Consider the following 21,328-nt stretch of genomic DNA (forward strand, 5'->3'; position numbering starts at 1 on the left):
CTGCGCCCCTCCTTGGTCACCCGGTGATATCGCGAATGGCGATTTCGCTCAAGATGCGTTCCAGCACCTGCTCGATGGACAACTCCGTGGAATCCAGCTGTATAGCGTCAACCGCCGGCTTGAGCGGGGCGACTGCTCGCTGGGTGTCGCGCTCATCGCGCGCACGAATCTCATCTAGCAGACTCGACAGACTAACACCATCGACTTTTCCCTTCAACTGCAAGTAGCGACGGCGCGCGCGCTCCTCGGCACTTGCGGTGAGGAATATCTTCAGAGGCGCATCGGGAAATACCACTGTCCCCATGTCGCGCCCATCGGCCACCAGTCCCGGCGGCTCCTGAAAAGCCCGCTGACGCTGCAACAGCGCATCGCGCACGGCCGGCAGCGCCGCAACCTGGGAGGCCCAAGCACCCACCTGCTCGTTGCGCAAATCGTCGGTGACGTCATCACCTTCCAGAATGATGCGTTGCGGATGACCTTCGGTCGCTCCGACGAATTGCACATCCAGATGAGCCGCCAACAGCTTCAGCGACTCCTCATTGGTCAGGTCGACACCATGATTGCGCGCGGCAAAAGCCAGCAAGCGGTACAAGGCACCGGAATCCAGCAGACACCAGCCCAGGCGCTTGGCCAGAATCCCGGCAATGGTGCCCTTGCCCGAGCCGCTTGGCCCATCGATGGTGATGACTGGCGCCTTGATGTTCACGACTGGGCCTCTTGCGCAACACGAATGCCGACTTGTGCACATAGCGCAAGGAAGTTCGGGAAGGACGTGGCAACGTTGGCGCAGTCATGGATGCGGATTGGCGCATTGGCACGCAATGAAGCCACGCTGAAAGCCATGGCGATACGGTGATCGCCATGCCCGTGCACTTCGCCGCCGCCAATCTGGCTGCCATCGATGATGATACCGTCCGGCGTCGGCTCGCACTTGACACCCAGGGCCAGCAAACCATCGGCCATCACCTGGATGCGGTCGGACTCCTTGACCCGCAGCTCTTCGGCGCCACGCAGCACGGTACGCCCTTCGGCACAGGCTGCGGCAACGAACAGCACCGGGAACTCGTCGATCGCCAGCGGGACCAGCTCTTCCGGAATCTCGATCCCCTTGAGCTTCGCCGCGCGAACCCGCAGGTCCGCCACAGGTTCGCCGCCGACCTCACGTTGGTTTTCCAGGCTGATATCAGCCCCCATCAGGCGCAGGATATCGATTACCCCGGTGCGAGTCGGGTTGATACCAACATGCTCGAGCACCAGCTCGGAACCTTCGGCGATGGACGCAGCCACCAGGAAGAAGGCCGCCGAGGAGATATCCGCAGGCACTTCGATATGGGTCGCCTGCAGCTTGCCGCCGGACTCGACCGAGGCCGTGGCGCCGTCGACCACCACCGGGTAACCGAAACCGCGCAGCATGCGCTCGGTGTGATCGCGGGTTGGCGCAGGCTCAGTCACAGTGGTCTTGCCTTCGGCGTACAGGCCAGCCAACAGCAGGCAAGACTTAACCTGGGCACTGGCCATTGGCATGGTGTAAGTCAGCCCCTTGAGCTTGTGGCCACCACGGATGGTCATCGGCGGACGCCCTTCCGCTGCGGTTTCAATGACCGCTCCCATCTCGCGCAGCGGATTGGCTACGCGATTCATCGGACGCTTGGATAGCGACGCGTCGCCTGTCAGCACACTATCGAAACTCTGCGCGGCCAGCAGACCGGACAGCAGGCGCATCGAGGTGCCGGAGTTGCCCAGGTAGATTGGGCCCGGAGCCGGCTTCAAGCCATGCAGGCCGACGCCATGGATGGTCACGCGACCATGGTGCGGACCTTCGATCACCACACCCATGTCACGGAAAGCCTGCAGCGTCGCCAGGGCGTCCTCGCCCTCGAGGAAGCCTTCGACTTCGGTAGTACCTTCAGCCAGGGAGCCGAGCATGATCGAACGGTGAGAAATCGACTTGTCGCCTGGTACACGAATCCGCCCAGTCAGGCGGCCACCAGGATTTGCCAGGAAAATCAGGTTATTGGAGTTCATAGCGTCCACATAGGCCCGACGGGCCAGGATTTTACTGAAATGCTCGCGAGCAACCCGGGCGCGAGTGAATACGCCCAACAACTGGTGCCCATCCCCTGCATCGACCGCGTCGCGCAAGGCGTCGAGGTCATTGCGAAATGTATCGAGTGTGCGCAGGACAGCTTCGCGATTGGCGAGGAAGATGTCGTGCCACATGACCGGATCACTACCGGCGATTCTCGTGAAATCACGGAAACCGCCCGCAGCGTAGCGGAAGATGTCCAGATTTTCACTGCGCTTGGCCAACGAATCGACCAGACCAAACGCCAGCAAGTGCGGCAGATGACTGGTCGCGGCCAGCACCTCATCGTGGCGCTCGACCTGCATATGCTCGACATCCGCCCCCAGTTCCCGCCAGAGTTTATCGACCACCGCCAGCGCTGCCGGGTCGGTCTGATCCAGCGGCGTCAGGATCACTTTGTGGCGGCGGAACAACTGGCCATTGGCGGCTTCCACCCCGCTCTGTTCGGAACCGGCGATCGGATGCCCCGGGACGAAGCGCGGCGGCATGCCACCAAAGGCCTCGGTCGCCGCCCGCACCACATTGCCCTTGGCGCTGCCGACATCGGTCAGGATCGCCTGCCCCAGATCCATGCCAGCCAGAATCGCCAGCAGTTTTTCCATGGCCAGAATCGGCACCGCCAGCTGGATCACGTCAGCGCCCTGGCACGCCAGCGCCAGGTCTTCTTCACAGCGGTCCACCACGCCCAACTCAACGGCCAGCTTGCGCGATTGCGGATCGAGATCGACACCGACCACTTCGCGACATACGCCACTTTCACGCAGGCCCTTGGCAAAGGAACCGCCGATCAGTCCCAGACCGACCACCACCAGGCGACCGATCATGGGCTCCGCAGGTTGCACTGGAATGACATCAACCACGAGCCAGAACCTTGGCCAAAGCCTCGAGGAAACGGGTGTTTTCAGCCGGCAGACCAATGGTCACGCGCAGATGATTCGGCATGCCGTAGTTGGCCACCGGACGCACGATCACCCCTTCACGCAACAAACCCTGGAACACCGGCGCGGCAACCCGCCCGACATCCACCGCGATGAAGTTGCCCCGGGAAGCGATCCAGCTCAGGCCCAGCTCCCGGAAGCCGGCTTCCAGCTGCTGCATGCCCGCCTCGTTCAAGCGACGGCTCTCGGCCAGGTAATCGGTATCCTCCAGCGCCGCACACGCCGCCGCCAGGGCCAGGCTATTGACGTTGAAGGGCTGGCGAACGCGATTGAGCACATCGGCAACGGTCGGAGTCGACAAGCCATAACCCACGCGCAACGCAGCCAGGCCGTAGGCCTTGGAGAAGGTTCGCGAAACCAGCAGGTTCGGATAGGCGGCCAGGAAATCCAGGCCATCCGGCAGGTCGCTGCCTTCGGCGTATTCGATATAAGCCTCGTCCAGCACCACCAGCACATGCGCCGGTACGTCCTGGAGGAAATCGTCCAGCGCCTCGGCGCTGAACCAGGTGCCGGTCGGATTGTTCGGGTTGGCGATAAAGACCACTCGGGTATCGGCATCGATAGCCTGCAGCATGGCCGGCAAGTCATGACCCCAGTCCTTGGCCGGAATCACTCGAGCTTCGGCCCCCACGGCCTGGGTAACGATCGGATAGACCGCAAAGGCGTGTTCGCTGAACACCGCATTCAGGCCAGGCGCCAGATAGGCGCGGGCGACCAGCTCCAGGATGTCGTTGGAACCATTGCCCAGGGTGACCTGCGCCAGCTCGACGCCACAGCGCTCGGCCAACAGGGTCTTGAGCGCAAAACCATTGCCATCCGGATAGCGGGTCAGCTCGGCCAGCTCTTCGCGAATCGCCGCCAGCGCCTTGGGACTGGCGCCCAGCGGGTTTTCGTTACTCGCCAGCTTGACGATTTTCGCCGGATCGATATCCAGCTCGCGTGCCAGTTCGTCCACGGGCTTGCCCGGAACGTAAGGCGAAAGTTGTTGCACGCCCGGCTGTGCCAGAGCGAGGAAGTCGCCACTCATTGTTAAAGCCTCAGAGAACCGCTTTCGGGTAGGAACCCAGCACCTTGAGTGCCACTGCTTCCTGACTGATCTTTTCCAGCACACCCTTGATCAATGGATCGCGATGGTGGCCGACGAAGTCGATAAAGAACACATAGGTCCACTTGCCGCTGCGCGAAGGCCGGGTTTCGATACGCGTCAGATCGATACCGTTGTCATGGAACGGCACCAGCAGCTCATGCAGAGCGCCGGGCTTGTTGCTCATGGAAACGATGATCGAGGTCTTGTCGTCGCCGGTCGGCGGCACTTCCTGGTTGCCGATCATCAGGAAGCGCGTGGAATTGTCCGGGCGATCCTCGATTTTCTCGGCCAGACGGGTCAAGCCATACAGGCTCGCTGCCATATCGCCGGCGATGGCCGCCGAGTTCCACTCGCCCTTGACCCGCTTGGCCGCCTCGGCGTTGCTGGAAACCGCCACCCGCTCGACATTCGGATAATGGGCATCCAGCCACTTGCGGCACTGCGCCAGGGACTGGGCATGGGAGTAGATGCGGCTGATGCTGTCGGTCTTGGTGTTTTCACCGACCAGCAGATGATGGTGGATACGCAGCTCGACCTCGCCGCAGATCACCATGTCGTGCTCCAGGAAACTGTCGAGTGTGTGGTTGACCGCACCCTCGGTGGAGTTTTCCACAGGCACCACGCCAAAGTTCACCGCTCCCGCCGCCACCTCACGGAACACTTCGTCGATCGCCGCCATTGGCTTGCTGATCACCGCGTGACCGAAGTGCTTCATGGCCGCGGCCTGGGTGAAGGTCCCTTCCGGACCGAGGTAAGCCACTTTCAGCGGCTGCTCGAGCGCCAGGCAGGACGACATGATTTCACGGAACAGCCGCGCCATCTCTTCGTTGCCCAACGGCCCCTGATTGCGCTCCATCACCCGCTTGAGCACCTGAGCTTCACGCTCAGGACGATAGAACACCGGCACTTCGCCTTCGGCCAGCGAGGCCATCTTTACTCGCGCGACTTCCTGGGCGCAGCGCGCGCGCTCACTGATCAGCTCCAGGACTTTCTCGTCCAGAGCATCGATGCGCAGGCGAAGCGCCTTGAGTTCTTGCTCAGACATTAGCCGTGTTCCTTCTCGAACTCTGCCATGTAGGCCACCAGCGCATTGACCGCATTGATGTCGACGGCGTTGTAGATGGATGCGCGCATGCCGCCTACCGAACGGTGCCCCTTGAGGTTCAGCAGGCCACGCGCGTCGGCGCCGGCCAGGAACGGCTTGTCCAGACGGTCATCGGCCAGGCGGAACGGCACGTTCATCCACGAACGGTCCGACTTATTGATCGGGTTGCTGTACAGGCCGCTGGCGTCGATGAAGTCGTACAGGGTGCGCTGTTTGACGTCATTGAGCTTGGCGATGGCTTCCACCCCCCCCTGCTCCTTGAGCCACTCGAACACCAGGCCGGACAGGTACCAAGCCAGAGTCGGCGGAGTGTTGTACATCGAGCCGTTATCCGCCGCGACCTTGTAGTCGAGCATGGTCGGGCACAGCGAACGCGCGCGACCCAGCAGGTCCTCGCGAACGATATTGACCAGGATGCCGCTCGGGCCGATGTTTTTCTGCGCGCCGGCATAGATCATGCCGAAACGGGAGATATCCACAGGGCGCGAGAGGATGTCGGAAGACATGTCGGCCACCAGCGGAACGTCGCCGGTTTCCGGGATCCACTGGAACTCCAGGCCGCCGATGGTTTCGTTCGGCGCGTAGTGCACGTAGGCCGCATCTTTCGACAGCTGCCATTCGTTCTGGCCAGGGATGGCGAAGTAATCGTAAGGCTTGGCGGTGGCAGCCACATTGACATGGCCGTAGCGCGAGGCTTCTTCAATGGCTTTCTGCGACCAGATACCGGTGTCGATATAGTCGGCCGTGCCATTTTCCGGCAACAGGTTCAGCGGGATCTGAGCAAATTGCTGGCTGGCGCCGCCTTGCAGAAACAGCACTTTATAGTTCGAGGGGATATTCAGCAGATCACGCAGATCCTGCTCGGCCTTGGTGGCAATGGAGACGAACTCATCGCTGCGATGGCTCATCTCCATGACCGACAGGCCCTTGCCATGCCAATCCAGCAATTCGGCCTGGGCACGCAACAGGACAGCTTCAGGTAGCGCAGCGGGACCTGCGCAGAAGTTATAGGCTCGTTTGCTCACATCCACTCTCGCTATGCATTCACGGTAGCGGACAGAGCAAACACTCTGCCCTGCTACGATTTATTTAGTCTTGCGACTCTTCTTCGCCCGCGGCGTCAGCCTGCTGGCCTTCGACGGCATCATCCGAGTCGGTCGCCGCATCCAGCACGACGCCCTCGAGCACCTCGCCATCCTCGTCTTCCAATTCGTCGCCTTCGACTTCGGACGGCTCCTGAACCCGTTCCAGGCCTACCAGCGTTTCGTCGCTGGCCAGCTTGATCAAGGTCACGCCCTGGGTGTTACGGCCCAGGCTGGACACTTCATCGACCCGGGTGCGCACCAGGGTGCCCTGGTCGGAAATCAGCATGATTTCCTCGCCGTCGAGCACCTGGACCGCGCCAACCAGGCGGCCGTTACGCTCGTTGCTGACCATGGCGATAACGCCTTGACCGCCACGCTTGTACTCAGGGAACTCGGTGATCGCCGTGCGCTTGCCATAACCACGCGCCGAAGCGGTGAGGATCTGGCTGCCTTCTTCCGGGATCAGCATGGAGATCAGCTTCTGCCCTTCCGGCAGACGCATGCCGCGCACACCACGGGCAGTACGGCCCATGGCACGAACGTCGGACTCCTTGAAGCGAGTCACCTTGCCGCCATCGGAGAACAGCATGACTTCGCGTTCGCCATCGGTGATCGCGGCGGAAATCAGCACATCGCCCTCGTCCAGTTCCAGCGCGATCAGACCAACGCTGCGCTGACGGCTGAAGGATTCCAGCGGGGTCTTCTTCACGGTGCCGTTAGCGGTCGCCATGAAGATGTAGTGACCCTCGGTGTATTCCTCGACCGGCAGCATGGTGGTGATGTATTCACCGTCATCCAGCGGCAGCAGGTTGACCAGCGGACGACCGCGGGCGGCACGGGACGCCTCGGGGATTTCATAGGTTTTCAGCCAGTAGACCTTGCCCTTGCTGGAGAACAGCAACAGCGTGGTGTGACTGTTGGCCACCAGCAGGTGAGCGATGTAGTCCTCATCCTTGACGCCGGTTGCCGACTTGCCTTTGCCGCCACGACGCTGGGCCTGGTACGCGGCCAGCGGCTGGGTCTTGGCATAGCCGCCGTGGGAAATGGTCACGACACGCTCTTCTTCCGGGATCATGTCGCCCAGGGTCAGGTCGAGACGGGCATCGAGGATCTCGGTGCGACGCACATCGCCGTATTCGGCGCGAATCACTTCCAGCTCTTCGCGGATCACTTCCATCAGGCGCGTGGCGCTGTTGAGGATGCGGATCAGCTCGCCGATCTGGTTGAGGATCTCCTGGTACTCGGCCAGCAGTTTTTCATGCTCGAGGCCGGTCAGGCGGTGCAGACGCAATTCCAGAATGGCTTGTGCCTGCTCTGGCGACAGGAAGTACTTGCCGTCGCGCAGACCGTATTGCGGATCGAGGTTCTCCGGACGGCAGGAATCCGCGCCGGCACGCTCGACCATGGTCATCACCGCGCTGGACTCCCAAGGCGTGCTGATCAGCGCTTCCTTGGCTTCCGACGGGGTCGGCGAGGCCTTGATCAGGGCGATGACCGGGTCGATGTTCGACAGGGCAACGGCCTGGCCTTCGAGAATGTGACCACGTTCACGAGCCTTGCGCAGTTCGAATACGGTACGGCGGGTCACCACTTCACGGCGGTGACGCACGAAGGCTTCCAGCAGGTCCTTCAGGTTGAGGATCCGCGGACGACCGTCGATCAGCGCAACGATGTTGATACCGAACACGCTCTGCAGCTGGGTCTGGGCGTAGAGGTTGTTGAGGATCACCTCCGGCACTTCGCCACGGCGCAGCTCGATCACCACGCGCATACCGTCCTTGTCGGACTCGTCGCGCAGCTCGGTGATGCCTTCGAGCTTCTTCTCCTTGACCAGCTCGGCGATCTTCTCGATCAGACGCGCCTTGTTCAGCTGGTAAGGCAGCTCGGTGATGACGATCTGCTGGCGGCCGCCGACCTTGTCGATGTCCTCGATGATCGAGCGGGCACGCATGTAAATGCGCCCGCGACCGGTACGGTAGGCTTCGATGATGCCTTCACGACCGTTGATGATCGCCGCGGTCGGGAAGTCCGGGCCCGGGATGTGCTGCATCAGCTCATCGACGGTCAGCTCCGGGTTGTCGATCAGGGCCAGGCAACCGTCGATGACTTCGCCGAGGTTGTGCGGCGGAATGTTGGTCGCCATGCCCACGGCAATACCGCTGGAACCGTTGACCAGCAGGTTGGGGATCTTGGTCGGCATGACCGCGGGGATCAGTTCGGTGCCGTCGTAGTTCGGCACCCAGTCCACGGTTTCCTTGTGCAGGTCGGCCAGCAGCTCGTGCGCCAGCTTGGTCATGCGCACTTCGGTGTATCGCATGGCCGCCGCGTTGTCGCCGTCGACCGAACCGAAGTTACCCTGGCCGTCTACCAGCAGGTAGCGCAGGGAGAATGGCTGGGCCATACGAACGATGGTGTCGTACACCGCGGTATCACCGTGCGGGTGATACTTACCGATCACGTCACCGACAACACGGGCAGATTTCTTGTACGGCTTGTTCCAGTCGTTACCGAGCTCGCTCATCGCGTACAGCACACGCCGGTGCACGGGCTTCAAGCCATCGCGCGCATCAGGCAGTGCCCGCCCGACGATTACGCTCATCGCGTAGTCGAGATAGGACTGTTTCAGCTCGTCTTCGATATTGACCGGGAGGATTTCTTTGGCCAGTTCGCCCATGAGAAGCCTGATTCCTTTTTCTGGTGAAACTTCGTCACATCCATATGGGACGAACGAAGCTCGCCGCTGCAGGCCTAGTGCCATGCACCGACTTACGACAAATCAACAAGTTATGCCATGGATTTGCGCAGTGAAGGCGGTCACTTCGGACCACCTTGGAAACCGCCGGATGTTATCACAATCGCCGCCACGCACCTATCCCCCTGATGCGCATGGAGCATAGTTAGTTGACCGGTGACAGGCTGATAAGAGACGAGAGAAGCTCAGAGGCTGAATTCGCGCGTAAATGCGGATTTTTTCCCGGACTGACGACCACCCCACGGCAGCCGTCAGCGAAACCTTTTGCAAAACGATCTCAGTGCAAGCGCTTGCGGCACATCAATTGGGCCATTTTCGCGGTGTCGGGACGCTCGACTATGCCTTTCTCGGTGACGATGGCGTCGATCAGGTCCGCCGGGGTGACGTCGAATACCGGGTTGTAGGCCTCCACATCCGCCCCTACCCGCTTACCGCCGACCTCGAGCAGCTCCTTGCCATCACGCTCCTCGATCGGAATGTCTTCGCCACTGGCCAGGGCCATGTCGATGGTCGAACTCGGTGCGACCACCATGAAACGCACGCCGTGGTGCATTGCATTGACCGCCAGCTGATAGGTGCCGATCTTGTTCGCCACATCGCCATTGGCGGTAATGCGGTCGGCGCCAACGATCACCCAGGTCACGCCCTTGGTTTTCATGATGTGCGCGGCAGCGGAGTCGGCATTCAGGGTCACCGGGATGCCTTCGTTGGCCAGCTCCCAGGCAGTCAGCCGCGAGCCTTGCAGCCAGGGACGGGTTTCATTGGCATACACCCGCTCGACCATACCTTCGATAAAGGCCCCGCGAATCACCCCCAGGGCCGTTCCGAAGCCGCCAGTCGCCAGGGCGCCGGTGTTGCAGTGGGTCAGGATGGCCTGGGCATTGCCCTGATGCCGGCGAATCAGGTCGACACCCAGCTGGGCCATGGTCAGGTTGGCTTCGCGGTCGCTTTCATGAATGGCCAGGGCTTCCGCCTCCAGCACCGCCAGCGGGTCGACGTGGCCCTTGAGGCGCTCCAGGCGTTCACGCATGCGGTTCAGCGCCCAGAACAGATTGACCGCGGTCGGGCGCGAATCGGCGAGCAGAGCGAAGTCTTCTTCCATCGCCGCCTGCCAGTCACCGCCGGCGGCAAAACGCGCGCGCGCCGCCAGGACCACGCCATACGCGGCACTGATACCGATCGCCGGCGCGCCACGCACTACCATTTCGCGAATGGCCTGTGCGACGCCGGCTGCACTGGTGTAGGCGATCCAGTTTTCTTCGAAGGGCAAAATACGCTGATCGAGCAGATACAGGGCGTCATCCCGCCAATCGATGGCCTTCACCTTCTCCGCTGCCAACAGTCGATCGCGCATCCCTCACCCCGCACTCATGAACAAAAGCGGCCGATTATAGCGAGCCCCCGGCGAAGACGCTCGGGTATACTTCGCCATCCTCCACAAACGCCCTGGAACCGATCTTCGATGCCGAACCCTGTCGTTGCGCTCGACCTACTCCTGTTGCCGACCTGGCTGGTGCCTGTTGAACCGGCCGGCGTGGTGCTCAAGGAGCACGGCCTGGGTATCCGCGACGGCCGCATCGTGTTCATCGGCCCGCGCACCGCGGCCTTGAAGCTGCAGGCGGCCGAGGTCCGCGAGTTGCCGGGCATGCTGCTCAGCCCTGGCCTGATCAACGCCCACGGCCACGCGGCGATGACCCTGTTCCGCGGCCTGGCCGACGATCTGCCATTGATGACCTGGCTGGAGAACCACATCTGGCCCGCCGAAGCCAAATGGGTCGATGAAGCCTTCGTCCGCGACGGTACCGACCTGGCCATCGCCGAACAGCTCAAAGGCGGCATCAGCTGCTTTTCCGACATGTACTTCTTTCCGAAGGTTGCCAGCGAGCGCGTGCACAACAGCGGCATTCGGGCGCAGATCGCCATTCCGGTCCTCGACTTTCCGATTCCGGGCGCCCACAGCGCCGACGAGGCCATCCGCCAGGGCGTCGAGCTGTTCAGCGATCTCAAGCATCATCCGCGCATCAAGATCACCTTCGGCCCCCACGCGCCCTACACGGTCGGCGACGAAAACCTGGAGAAGATCCGGATCATTGCCGAAGAACTCGATGCCTCCATTCATATGCATGTCCATGAAACCGCCTTCGAGGTGGAACAGGCCGTCGCCCGGCACGGCGAGCGGCCCCTGGCCCGCCTGGCGCGACTGGGACTGCTCGGGCCGCGCTTCCAGGCCGTACACATGACCCAAATCAGCGATGACGACCTGGCTTTGCTGGTAGAAACCAATAGCAATGTCATTCATTGCCCGGAGTCGAACCTGAAACTGGCCAGCGGCTTCTGCCCGGTGGAACGGCTGTGGCAGGCTGGCGTCAATGTCGCGGTAGGCACCGACGGGGCCGCCAGCAACAACGACCTGGACCTGCTCGGCGAAATCCGCACCGCCGCACTGCTGGCCAAGGCCGTGGCAGGCTCGGCCACCGCCCTGAATGCCCACCAGGCGCTGCGCATGGCCACCCTCAACGGCGCGCGGGCCCTGGGCCTGGAGAGCGAGATCGGCTCGCTGGAACTCGGCAAGGCCGCGGACCTGGTGGCCTTCGACCTGTCCGGCCTGGCGCAGCAACCGATCTATGACCCGGTTTCGCAGCTTATATATGCCACCGGCCGCGATTGCGTGAAACACCTTTGGGTCGCCGGCAAGCAATTGCTCGACGACCGGCGCCTGACGCGCCTGGACGAACAACAGCTGCACGCCACGGCGACAGCCTGGGGCCGGCGTATCAGCGGCCATACCGAATAGCAGGAACCCTCGAGCCCTGGCTCGAGACCGACAGCCAGAATTTTCCAGATTCAGAGGATTACCCATGAGTAACGTCGACCACGCCGAAATCGCCAAATTCGAAGCCCTCGCCCATCGCTGGTGGGACCGCGAGAGCGAATTCAAACCGCTGCACGATATCAACCCACTGCGGGTCAATTGGATTGACGAACGCGTCAACCTGGCCGGCAAGAAAGTCCTCGACGTCGGTTGCGGCGGCGGCATCCTCAGCGAAGCCATGGCCCAGCGCGGCGCCACGGTAACCGGCATCGACATGGGCGAGGCCCCGCTGGCAGTGGCACAGCTGCATCAACTGGAGTCAGGGGTGAACGTCGAATACCGGCAGATCACCGCCGAAGCCCTGGCCGAGGAAATGCCCGAGCAGTTCGACGTCGTCACCTGCCTGGAAATGCTCGAGCACGTACCAGACCCGTCCTCGGTGATCCGAGCGTGCTTTCGCATGGTCAAGCCCGGCGGCCAGGTGTTCTTCTCCACCATCAATCGCAATCCGAAGGCCTATCTGTTCGCCATCATCGGCGCCGAATACATCATGAAGCTGCTGCCGCGCGGCACCCATGACTTCAAGAAATTCATCCGGCCTTCCGAACTGGGCGCCTGGAGCCGTGACGCCGGCCTGACCGTCAAGGACATCATCGGCCTGACCTACAACCCGCTGACCAAGCACTACAAGCTGGCCGCCGACGTCGACGTCAACTACATGATCCAGACCCTGCGGGAGGAATAAGCCCATGCGTATCAGAGCAGTTCTCTTCGACATGGACGGCACCCTGCTCGACACTGCGCCGGACTTCATCGCCATCTGCCAGGCCATGCGCGCCGACCGAGGCCTGGCGCCAATCGCGGACAAACATATCCGTGACGAAATCTCCGGTGGCGCCCGGGCGATGGTGGCCGTGACCTTCTCGATGGACCCGGAATCTCCGGGTTTCGAGGAGCTGCGCCTGGAGTTTCTGGAGCGCTACCTCAAGCATTGCGCAGTGCACAGCAAGCTGTTCGAGGGTATGGCCGAGCTGCTGGCCGATATCGAGAAGGCCAATCTGCTCTGGGGCGTGGTCACCAACAAGCCGGTGCGCTTTGCCGAGCCAATCATGCAGCAGTTGGGCCTGGCGGAACGTTCCGCCCTGCTGATCTGCCCGGATCACGTAAAGAACAGCAAACCCGATCCGGAACCATTGATCCTGGCGTGCAAGATGCTCGACCTCGACCCGGCCAGCGTACTGTTCGTCGGCGACGACCTGCGCGACATCGAATCGGGCCGCGATGCAGGCACCAGGACCGCCGCCGTGACCTACGGTTACATCCATCCGGACGACAATCCCAAGCACTGGGGCGCCGACGTGGTGGTCGACCATCCGCTGGAACTGCGCCAGGTCCTGGACCAGGCGCTGTGCAGCTGCTGACCGGCCCAGGCTTTCGCTTCTGATTTCCCGAGGTTTTTATGTTTGATTATTCCGCCCGCCCCGAACTGCTCAAGGATCGGGTCATTCTGGTTACCGGCGCCGGCCGCGGCATCGGCGCCGCTGCCGCCAAGACCTTCGCCGCCCACGGCGCCACCGTATTGCTGCTGGGCAAGACCGAAGCCAACCTGACCCAGGTTTATGACGAGATCGAAGCCGCCGGCCATCCTCAGCCGGTGGTGATTCCGTTCAACCTGGAAACCGCCCTGCCGCACCAGTACGACGAGCTGGCCGCCATGGTCGAAGCCGAGTTCGGTCACCTCGATGGCCTGCTGCACAATGCCTCGATCATTGGTCCGCGCACGCCGCTGGAACAGCTGTCGGGCGAGAACTTCATGCGGGTGATGCAAGTCAACGTCAACGCCATGTTCATGCTGACCAGTACCCTGCTGCCGCTGCTCAAGCTGTCCCAGGACGCCTCGGTGGTGTTCACCTCCAGCAGCGTTGGCCGCAAGGGCCGTGCCTACTGGGGTGCCTATGGCGTTTCGAAGTTCGCCACCGAAGGCCTGATGCAAACCCTGGCCGACGAAGTCGACGGTGTCGCACCGGTGCGCGCCAACAGTGTCAATCCGGGCGCCACCCGCACCAGCATGCGCGCCCAGGCCTATCCAGGGGAAAACCCGAGCAACAACCCGGCCCCCGAGGAGATCATGCCGGTCTACCTGTACCTCATGGGTCCGGACAGTACCGGGATCAACGGCCAGGCATTCGACGCCCAGTAATCCGTTCTTTGGCCGCGGCGGAATACCGTCGTGGCACTCCTTTCCTGGCAGTCTTCCACCCTGTCATCGCCAGACAAATGCCACCCTGCGCCACACCAAGCCTTGGCACTGTCAGCCAACCCGCTGAATTCAAAAGCATTTTACTCGGATGAAGCGAATGGCATGACTTTCGCTCTCATCTCCCTCAAATAGGCAGTGTATTGGCGAAACTCAGCGACGATCGAGTCGGGGCTTATAACGGCCCGTAAAGCGGATTAGACTGTGATCGCTTGTCCTACGGGACTGATGGAACAGTATGACGTGCAGCCATGAGCCGCTCTCACCCAGCCAGCAAGACTGCATTACGTGCCCAGGGGCTCACGCCATATGAAAATACCGACCCAGACCAACGCAATTGACTTCGATAGCGCCAAATTGCAACGCCTGGGCTTTGGCCAGCAGTCACCACTCCTGCAACGCCCGGTCAGCCTTATCCAGTTGCGCCAGCAACTGAGCCTGCAATTACAGACCAGCCTGGAACCGCAACGCATTCTCGGCCTGTTCTTCCGCGAAACCCAACGCCTTGTGCCCCTGGATGCCCTGGTTTACCAGCACAAGCCCAGCGACCTGCGCCTGGAATTCGGCCAGCGCGGCCACCACTCCATCAGCTACAGCCTGAGCCATGAAGGCGAGACCATGGGCGAGCTGGTATTTCGGCGCAATCAGCGTTTCAGCGACCAGGAACAGGGCCATCTGGAGTCCCTGCTGTCCACCCTGCTTTATCCGATGCGCAACGCCCTGCTCTATCGGGCCGCGACCCGTAGCGCCCTGCGCGACCCTTTGACCGATACCGGCAACCGGATCGCCATGGACCAGACGCTGCAACGGGAAATCGAAATGGCCCGCCGCCACCTGCACCCACTGTCGCTGCTGATGCTGGATATCGATCACTTCAAGAGAATCAACGACAGCCACGGCCACAGCGCCGGCGATGAAGTGCTCAAGGCTGTTGCCGCGGCCATCAAGGCGCAGTTGCGCAACGTCGACATGGTGTTTCGTTTTGGCGGTGAGGAGTTCCTGATCCTGCTGTCCAATACCGGCCGCGATGCCGCCGCCATGGTGGGAGAACGGCTGCGCCAGGCGGCCCAGGCCAAGGACTACTGGGCGGATGGCAAGTTGATCGAGCTGACGGTCAGCCTGGGTTGCTCGACCCTGCTGCCGGGGGAATCAGCCGAGAGCCTGCTGCGCCGTGCGGACAGCGCGTTGTATGTGGCCAAGCGCGAAGGCCGCAACCGCCTGGCAATGGCCGGCTGAGAGAATGGCTGGGGCCCCGCCTCCATCGGAGGCCGCCATTCAACCTTCGACCAGCGCCATCCGCTCACGGGCCGCCGGGGTCTTTTCCTGTTGCATGCAACGCTCCAGGAACAGGTACATGTAGTCATAACTCTTGCAGATCGCCTGGCGCAGCTCGCCCTGCAAGGCTTTGCTCGGCTTCATGCCAGCCAGGGTACAGATGATTTCCAGCGCCTCCCAAGGATGCGCATCGTCGTACTGGGCATGCATTTTCAGCCACTTCATCGCCCGCTTGCGCTCTTCTTCGGGAAAGGCCGCCGCATACACGCCGGAGGAGCAGACCAGCGCCGACCACTCCCCCGTGGCCCCCTCGATTGCATAGTTGGTCGCAGCGATCGCCACGATCAATGAGTCGGCGGAGCTGGTGTGCCAACACCAATGACTCAGGGCGTGCAGCTCCGGTGGGACTTGCTGCGCCTGCAGATCTTCCAGGCTCACGCCATGGGCGCGGCTCCAGTTCACCCAGTAATCGGCATGATTGAGCTCGACCCGGATATTGCGCATCAGCCAGCGCCGCGCCATGTCTTCCCCGGGGTGACGGGCGAAGCGGGTCTTGGTCAGGTTCTGTGCCATGTATAGGGCGAATTGCTCGACAACCGGCCAGCCGCCGATCAGGTACTGGCGCATGGTTTTGTTACTGAGCTTGTTGTCGCGCATGCGCTGGTACAGTTCGTGGTCGACCACGCGGCGCTTGCTCTCGCTGCAATTCTGGATCAGCTGCTGGGCCCAGGCCGGATAGCTTGCAGCGTCCATGAGCGGACCGGTTCTGTTGAATGCGTCGATCACTGTCGGGGCTCCTTTTGATGGTGATGGTACGGATCAGCGAGAGATTCAACGGAACGTGCCAGGAGCCTTGAATAACAGAGGCTGTGGTCGCGAAGGCCGGCACTGCAGACTGTCGCAGGTGAAGAGTTGCGGGCGCTCGATCAGGTAGCCCTGAGCGTAATCCACGCCAATCTCCAACAATGCCTGCTCAATCTGCGGTGTTTCGACAAACTCGGCAATCGTACGCTTGCCCATCACATGACCGATATGGTTGATCACCTCGACCATCGCGCGATTGATCGGGTCGTCCAGCATATCCTTTACAAAACTTCCATCGATCTTGAGGAAGTCTACAGGCAAATGTTTGAGATAAGCGAATGACGACATTCCCGCACAAAAGTCATCCAACGAAAAGTGACAGCCCAAGCCCTTGAGCTCGTTGATAAATCGAATCGCACTACCGAGATTGGAGATAGCGCTGGTCTCGGTGATTTCAAAACAAATCAGGTCCGGTGGCACACCGTGGACGATGAACTGCTCGCGCAGGAAGTCCAGGAAAGCCTCGTCACCGATGGTCGCGCCCGACAGATTGATCGCACACATCGCCAGGGGCCCTTCGCGCTCCTCGCGGATGCATTCGGCGATGATCTTGAACACATTCTCCACCACCCAACGGTCCAGGGAGGTCATCAGACCGTAACGCTCGGCGGCCGGGATAAAGCTGTCGGGCAGGATCATCCGCCCGGCCTCGTCGTGCAGGCGCAGCAGAATCTCGATGTGCCCGCCGAGCCGGTCCACATGACCCAGGGCGGCTATTTCCTGGGCATAAAGACAGAAGCGGTTTTCCTCCAGGGCCATGTGCAGGCGCTGTACCCAGGCCATTTCACCGAACCGCAGGGACAGCTCCGAGTCGTCCGCGTGATAGACCTGGACCCGGTTGCGCCCTTTCTCCTTGGCCATGTAGCACGCCATGTCCGCTGCCCGCAGTGATGCTTCGAGGGTGGTCGGGGTTTGCGCCACATGCACCAGGCCAATGCTGACCGTGGTGACGAAGGGCCGGCCTTTCCAGACAAAATGCAGGTTCTGCACCGTCTGGCGCAGGCCTTCGGCGATCTTTTCCGCCGCTTCCGGCGAGCAGTTCTCCAGCAGGATGCCGAACTCATCGCCCCCCAGGCGCGCCAGGGTATCGCCCTCGCGCAGGCCCGACTGGAGCAAGGCGCAGATATGCCGAAGCAACTCGTCCCCTGCCGCATGGCCGCAGGTATCGTTGACCAGCTTGAACTGGTCCAGATCGAGGAACATCAGGGCGTGCCGCCCCGGTTGCCGGCTCAGGCTGTGCAATGCCTGCTCCAGGCGGTATTCGAACTCGCGACGGTTCGCCAGGCCGGTCAAGGCGTCGTGGGTCGCCTGCCAGGACAGATTGGCGATGTACTGGCGCTCCTGGGTCATGTCGTGCAGCACCAGCACCGTACCGCTGACCTTGCCGGCATTCTGGATCGGCGCGCCGACCAGGGTCACCGACACCGTGCTGCCATCCAGGCGCTGGATCAGCTTCGAGTGCTCGCTGCCACCACTGAGCTGACCGCTGAGAATGTGCTCGATCAGGGTGAAGCCATCGGCCTGGGCATTTTCATCCAGCAGGTTGAACAAGGCCGCCAGCGGCAGTCCCACCGCCTGTTCAGCCTTCCAGTGGGTCATTTCCTCGGCGGCCGGGTTCATGTAGGCGATGGCGCCGTCCACGTCGGTAGTGATGACACCGTCGCCAATGGATTGCAGGGTGATCTGCGCCCGTTCCTTTTCCAACTGCAGGGCGCTGGCGAATTCATGACGCTGGGCCAGCAGCTTATGGGTGCGCAGCAAGGCCAGGACAATCAGCCCCAGCGCGGTGGCCAGGTTGGTGATCAGCAACAGCCGCAGGATGACCCGCGAACCCTCGCCTAGAGCATCGCTAAAGGCCTTGGCAGCGGGCGTCACGCCATCGTTGATGGCGAAAATCTGGTTCTTCCAGCGCTGGATATCGGCTTCGGAGGCCTGGTTGCTGGTAATGCTGCGGTGCATTTCATGGGCTACGCTGTCGAGCTGCACCAGATAACTGTCGCCCACGGTCCACAGGTCGATGGCTTTTTCCAGGTAGCTGAAATGGCGGAAGTTCAGGTACAGCCAGATCACGCTGTCGCTGTCGTCAGGGTGGTTGCCCCCCTTGAGAATCCCCGCCCGCGCGGCATTCAGGTCGGGCGGTTGCTGATCCAGCGCGACCCGCAGCTCATGCCCGCCCTGAGGCACGGCAATAGCATTCTGGTACTTCAGAAAGATCGATTCGTCGCGGCTGTCGGCGTAGAGATTGAGGTAGTAGATGGCGTCCTTCTGGCCCTTGGACCAAAGACTCTCCCCGGCAACGTAAACACGTACCGCCGAAAGGACATATAAGCTGAGGCCACCCAACAGCGCTTGAAACAACACCACCGCAATAAATGGCCAGACGATGCCCAATAACCGTGGCGTTCCGAGAGTCCGCTTTTGCTTCATGAGGTCCCTTGCATAAGCACTGCCAGATGAACACCCGAGAAAATACCGCTCCTGACAGCACAGACTAGGCTAATTTCCGCCGCCTCGAACGCACAGGCCATGACGTTCAAGCACGATGCCAGTCGAGACGCGACAGGGCCGCGTCCCAGGAGGGTCATTTCCACCAGAGAATTCAAGCACTAAGCACAGAAAACCGGATAAAACTCAAGGTCGCTGGACTTGCTGCAAATGCCCGTAAAGCTTGGCGTAAAGGCCGCCGTCGGCAATTAGCTGCTGATGGTCGCCATCTTCGGCAATCTGCCCGCCATCGAACACCAGAACCCGATCCGCCTGTTTTACCGCGGACAGGCGGTGAGCAATGATCAGCGTGGTCCGGCCGTGGAGGAAACGCGTCAGCGCCTGGTGCAGGTTGTACTCGGTGGCGGCGTCCAGCGCGGAGGTGGCTTCGTCGAGGATCACCACCTTGGGTTCGGCCAGGACCATCCGCGCGATTGCCAGGCGCTGGCGCTGCCCGCCAGACAGACGCACGCCGGAACGGCCAACCACACTGTCCAGGCCGTTGGCCAGGGCGCGGACCGTCGAGTCCAGCTGGGCAATTTCCAACGCCCGCCAACAGGCTTCGTCGCTGCGCTCGCGGCCCATGGTCAGGTTGGCGCGGATGCTGTCGTTGAACAGCGCCGGATGCTGCAACACCACCGCCACGTTTTCCCGCAGGGTTTCCAGGCCGATTTCCTGCTGGGTCTTGCCGCCAAAACGAATCACGCCCGCCTGCGGTGTGTAGAGCCCCAGCAACAGCTGCACCAGGGTACTTTTGCCGCCGCCGCTGGCGCCGACGATCGCCACCTTCTCCCCCGGCTCGATCGACAGGTTCATTTGGTCCAGCACCAGTTCGTCGCCGTAACCGAAACTCAGGCCGCTGACTTCGATACCCACGGTCTCGCGCCCCTGGAACGGGTCGACACCGCCGGCATACTGCGGCTCGTCGGCCCGCGACAGCAGCTCGTTGATACGCGACAACGCGCCACCGGCGGCATAGTAGGCGTACTGCAGGTTCAGCAGTTGTTCCACCGGGCCGATCATGAACCACAGGTAGCTGAATACGGCCAGCATCTGGCCGATGGACAGATCGGAAAACAGCACGGTGAGCATGGCCGCCGCACGGAAGATATCGATACCGAACTGGAACAGCAGCCCGCTGGCGCGATTGGAGGCATCGCTCTTCCATTGCGAAGCCACCGCGTAGTCCCGCACATCCTGGGCACGCCGACCAAGACGGCCGAGGAAAAAGCCCTGGCGGTTGCCCGCGCGGACTTCCTGGATCGCATCCAGGGTTTCGGTCAGGGCCTGGGTGAAACGCGAGGTGCTGTCGTTCTCGAGCTTTTTCAGGTGCTTGACCCGCTTGCCCAACTGCACCGTGGCGTAGATCACCAGGGGATTGAACAACAGGATCAGCAGCGCCAGTTGCCAATGCATCCACATCAGGATGCCCGCGGTGCCCACCAGCGTGAGCATGGCCACCAGAAAACGGCTGAGGGTTTCGCCGACAAACTTGTCGAGGGTGTCGAGGTCGGTGACCAGGTGAGTCGTCACCGTACCGCTGCCCAGGCTTTCATATTCGCCCAGGGAAATGCGCTTGAGGCGCTCGATCAGCCGCAGGCGGATGCGATAGACAATGTCCTTGGCCAACCCGGCAAACAACCGGGCCTGCAGCACGTTGAACAGCAGCGCCGAGCAACGCAGCATCAGGGTGATCAGCAACATCAGGCCGATGTAGCCGGCGGCGCTCTGCCAGCCCGCGGGCAAGGCGTGGTTCATCACCTTCAGCGCGGCATCGCCATGCCCCAGCAGCACTTCGTCCACCAACAGCGGCAGCAGCAACGGGATAGGCACGCTGCACAGCGTCGCCAGGACGGCCACGCCATTGGCGATCCACAGGGCTTTTTTATGCTGCAGTGCCAGCCGGCGGACTTGCGCCCAGCTCAGGCGATCGACGGGTTCCGGCGCTTGTGGATCACGCACAGGCGGCACGCTCCAGCCAGCGGCCGAGCAGTGGAGACAGCTCACTCAGGGGCTGGTAGCCATTGGTCAACAAGGCCAGCTGGCCATTGCGCTCGGCCAGCATCGTCGGGAAACCCGCGATCCCCAGGTCCTGGACCCAGGTGAAATCGGCGGCGGTCGCGGCATGCTGCTCGGCGCGATCGAACGCCTCGGCGAACTCGATGCGCGGTACGCCCGCTTCCTCGGCCAGTTCCACCAGAACGCTGGCGCGAGTGACATCCCGGCCTTCGACGTAAAAAGCCCGCTGGATCAGCCGCAAAAGTTTCCAGGCGCAATCCGGCGCCAGGCTGCGCGCCGTGACGATGGCGCGGCACGCAGGCTCGGTGTCATAGACAAAACCGTCGGGCAAGGCGCTCTCGAACTTGAACGGCTGGCCGGTGGCCTCGGTGACCGCCTGCCAGTGCTCGAGGATATAGCGGCGGGTGGTCGGCTCCAGTGCCGAGCCACTGCCGGTCCGCAGGCCGCCCACCACCAGATGCAACTCGACGCCCGCGGCCCGCGCCTGCTCGACCAGGGCCTCGGCCACTGGAGCGAAGCCCCAGCACCACGAACACATCGGGTCCATCACATAGAGCAGGCGGG

The 21,328-nt window shown here is 62.0% G+C and carries 16 protein-coding genes; 5 read left to right on the forward strand and 11 right to left on the reverse strand.

All coding sequences use genetic code 11. From position 1 onward, the window contains the following. Nucleotides 1-16: 16 nt before the first annotated feature. The 7 genes from cmk to mtnA form a co-directional block, all read right to left on the reverse strand. Nucleotides 17-706 (reverse strand): (d)CMP kinase, encoded by a 690-nt coding sequence (gene cmk / locus BM019_RS00825; RefSeq protein ID WP_009045007.1) that lies wholly within the window; start codon nt 704-706, stop codon nt 17-19. Next, the gene (locus tag BM019_RS00830) at nt 703-2,910 is read right to left on the reverse strand and encodes a bifunctional prephenate dehydrogenase/3-phosphoshikimate 1-carboxyvinyltransferase (RefSeq protein WP_092417394.1); all 2,208 of its coding nucleotides are present in this window, start codon (nt 2,908-2,910) and stop codon (nt 703-705) included. Before BM019_RS00830 ends, cmk begins: the two co-directional genes overlap by 4 nt. A 28-nt stretch (nt 2,911-2,938) precedes the next feature. Beyond that, a complete protein-coding gene (gene hisC / locus BM019_RS00835; RefSeq protein WP_092417395.1) occupies nt 2,939-4,051 on the reverse strand; it encodes a histidinol-phosphate transaminase in 1,113 nt (370 codons plus the stop codon). Nucleotides 4,052-4,061: 10 nt separating this feature from the next. Further along, nucleotides 4,062-5,156 carry a prephenate dehydratase gene (gene pheA, locus BM019_RS00840; RefSeq protein WP_009045010.1) on the reverse strand — a complete coding sequence of 365 codons (1,095 nt, stop codon included), beginning with the start codon at nt 5,154-5,156 and terminating at the stop codon, nt 4,062-4,064. After that, nucleotides 5,156-6,241 (reverse strand): 3-phosphoserine/phosphohydroxythreonine transaminase, encoded by a 1,086-nt coding sequence (gene serC / locus BM019_RS00845; RefSeq protein WP_029527103.1) that lies wholly within the window; start codon nt 6,239-6,241, stop codon nt 5,156-5,158. Before serC ends, pheA begins: the two co-directional genes overlap by 1 nt. 64 nt (nt 6,242-6,305) lie before the next feature. Further along, nucleotides 6,306-8,975 carry a DNA gyrase subunit A gene (gyrA, locus tag BM019_RS00850; protein ID WP_009045012.1) on the reverse strand — a complete coding sequence of 890 codons (2,670 nt, stop codon included), beginning with the start codon at nt 8,973-8,975 and terminating at the stop codon, nt 6,306-6,308. 355 nt (nt 8,976-9,330) lie between these two features. Beyond that, the gene (mtnA, locus tag BM019_RS00855; RefSeq protein WP_092417396.1) at nt 9,331-10,407 is read right to left on the reverse strand and encodes an S-methyl-5-thioribose-1-phosphate isomerase; all 1,077 of its coding nucleotides are present in this window, start codon (nt 10,405-10,407) and stop codon (nt 9,331-9,333) included. A gap of 108 nt (nt 10,408-10,515) precedes the next feature. Between mtnA and BM019_RS00860 the strand changes: the two genes are divergently transcribed. From BM019_RS00860 to BM019_RS00880, 5 genes are all read left to right on the forward strand, one after another. After that, the gene (locus BM019_RS00860; RefSeq protein WP_092417397.1) at nt 10,516-11,847 is read left to right on the forward strand and encodes a TRZ/ATZ family hydrolase; all 1,332 of its coding nucleotides are present in this window, start codon (nt 10,516-10,518) and stop codon (nt 11,845-11,847) included. A gap of 64 nt (nt 11,848-11,911) precedes the next feature. Next, a complete protein-coding gene (gene ubiG, locus BM019_RS00865) occupies nt 11,912-12,610 on the forward strand; it encodes a bifunctional 2-polyprenyl-6-hydroxyphenol methylase/3-demethylubiquinol 3-O-methyltransferase UbiG (RefSeq protein WP_007932212.1) in 699 nt (232 codons plus the stop codon). A 4-nt stretch (nt 12,611-12,614) separates the two neighbouring features. Next, entirely contained in the window at nt 12,615-13,286 is a 672-nt protein-coding gene (mupP, locus tag BM019_RS00870) for an N-acetylmuramic acid 6-phosphate phosphatase MupP (protein ID WP_092417398.1), read from the forward strand. A gap of 38 nt (nt 13,287-13,324) precedes the next feature. Continuing rightward, entirely contained in the window at nt 13,325-14,065 is a 741-nt protein-coding gene (locus BM019_RS00875; RefSeq protein WP_007932214.1) for a YciK family oxidoreductase, read from the forward strand. A 366-nt stretch (nt 14,066-14,431) separates the two neighbouring features. Next, nucleotides 14,432-15,358 (forward strand): GGDEF domain-containing protein, encoded by a 927-nt coding sequence (locus BM019_RS00880; protein ID WP_092417399.1) that lies wholly within the window; start codon nt 14,432-14,434, stop codon nt 15,356-15,358. Nucleotides 15,359-15,397: 39 nt separating this feature from the next. Here BM019_RS00880 and BM019_RS00885 read toward each other — a convergent pair whose 3' ends face one another. From BM019_RS00885 to BM019_RS00900, 4 genes are all read right to left on the reverse strand, one after another. Next, nucleotides 15,398-16,183 carry an iron-containing redox enzyme family protein gene (locus BM019_RS00885; protein WP_092417400.1) on the reverse strand — a complete coding sequence of 262 codons (786 nt, stop codon included), beginning with the start codon at nt 16,181-16,183 and terminating at the stop codon, nt 15,398-15,400. A 45-nt stretch (nt 16,184-16,228) separates the two neighbouring features. Then, the gene (locus tag BM019_RS00890; RefSeq protein WP_085531781.1) at nt 16,229-18,688 is read right to left on the reverse strand and encodes an EAL domain-containing protein; all 2,460 of its coding nucleotides are present in this window, start codon (nt 18,686-18,688) and stop codon (nt 16,229-16,231) included. 204 nt (nt 18,689-18,892) lie between these two features. Beyond that, nucleotides 18,893-20,707, reverse strand: a complete 1,815-nt coding sequence (locus tag BM019_RS00895) for an ABC transporter ATP-binding protein (RefSeq protein WP_009045020.1) — start codon at nt 20,705-20,707, stop codon at nt 18,893-18,895. Beyond that, nucleotides 20,700-21,302, reverse strand: a complete 603-nt coding sequence (locus tag BM019_RS00900; RefSeq protein WP_175510574.1) for a DsbA family protein — start codon at nt 21,300-21,302, stop codon at nt 20,700-20,702. Before BM019_RS00900 ends, BM019_RS00895 begins: the two co-directional genes overlap by 8 nt. Between the last annotated feature and the right edge of the window lie 26 nt (nt 21,303-21,328).

The organism is Pseudomonas sp. NFPP07, from assembly GCF_900115645.1.
GTDB classification, from domain to species: Bacteria; Pseudomonadota; Gammaproteobacteria; order Pseudomonadales; family Pseudomonadaceae; genus Aquipseudomonas; species Aquipseudomonas chlororaphis.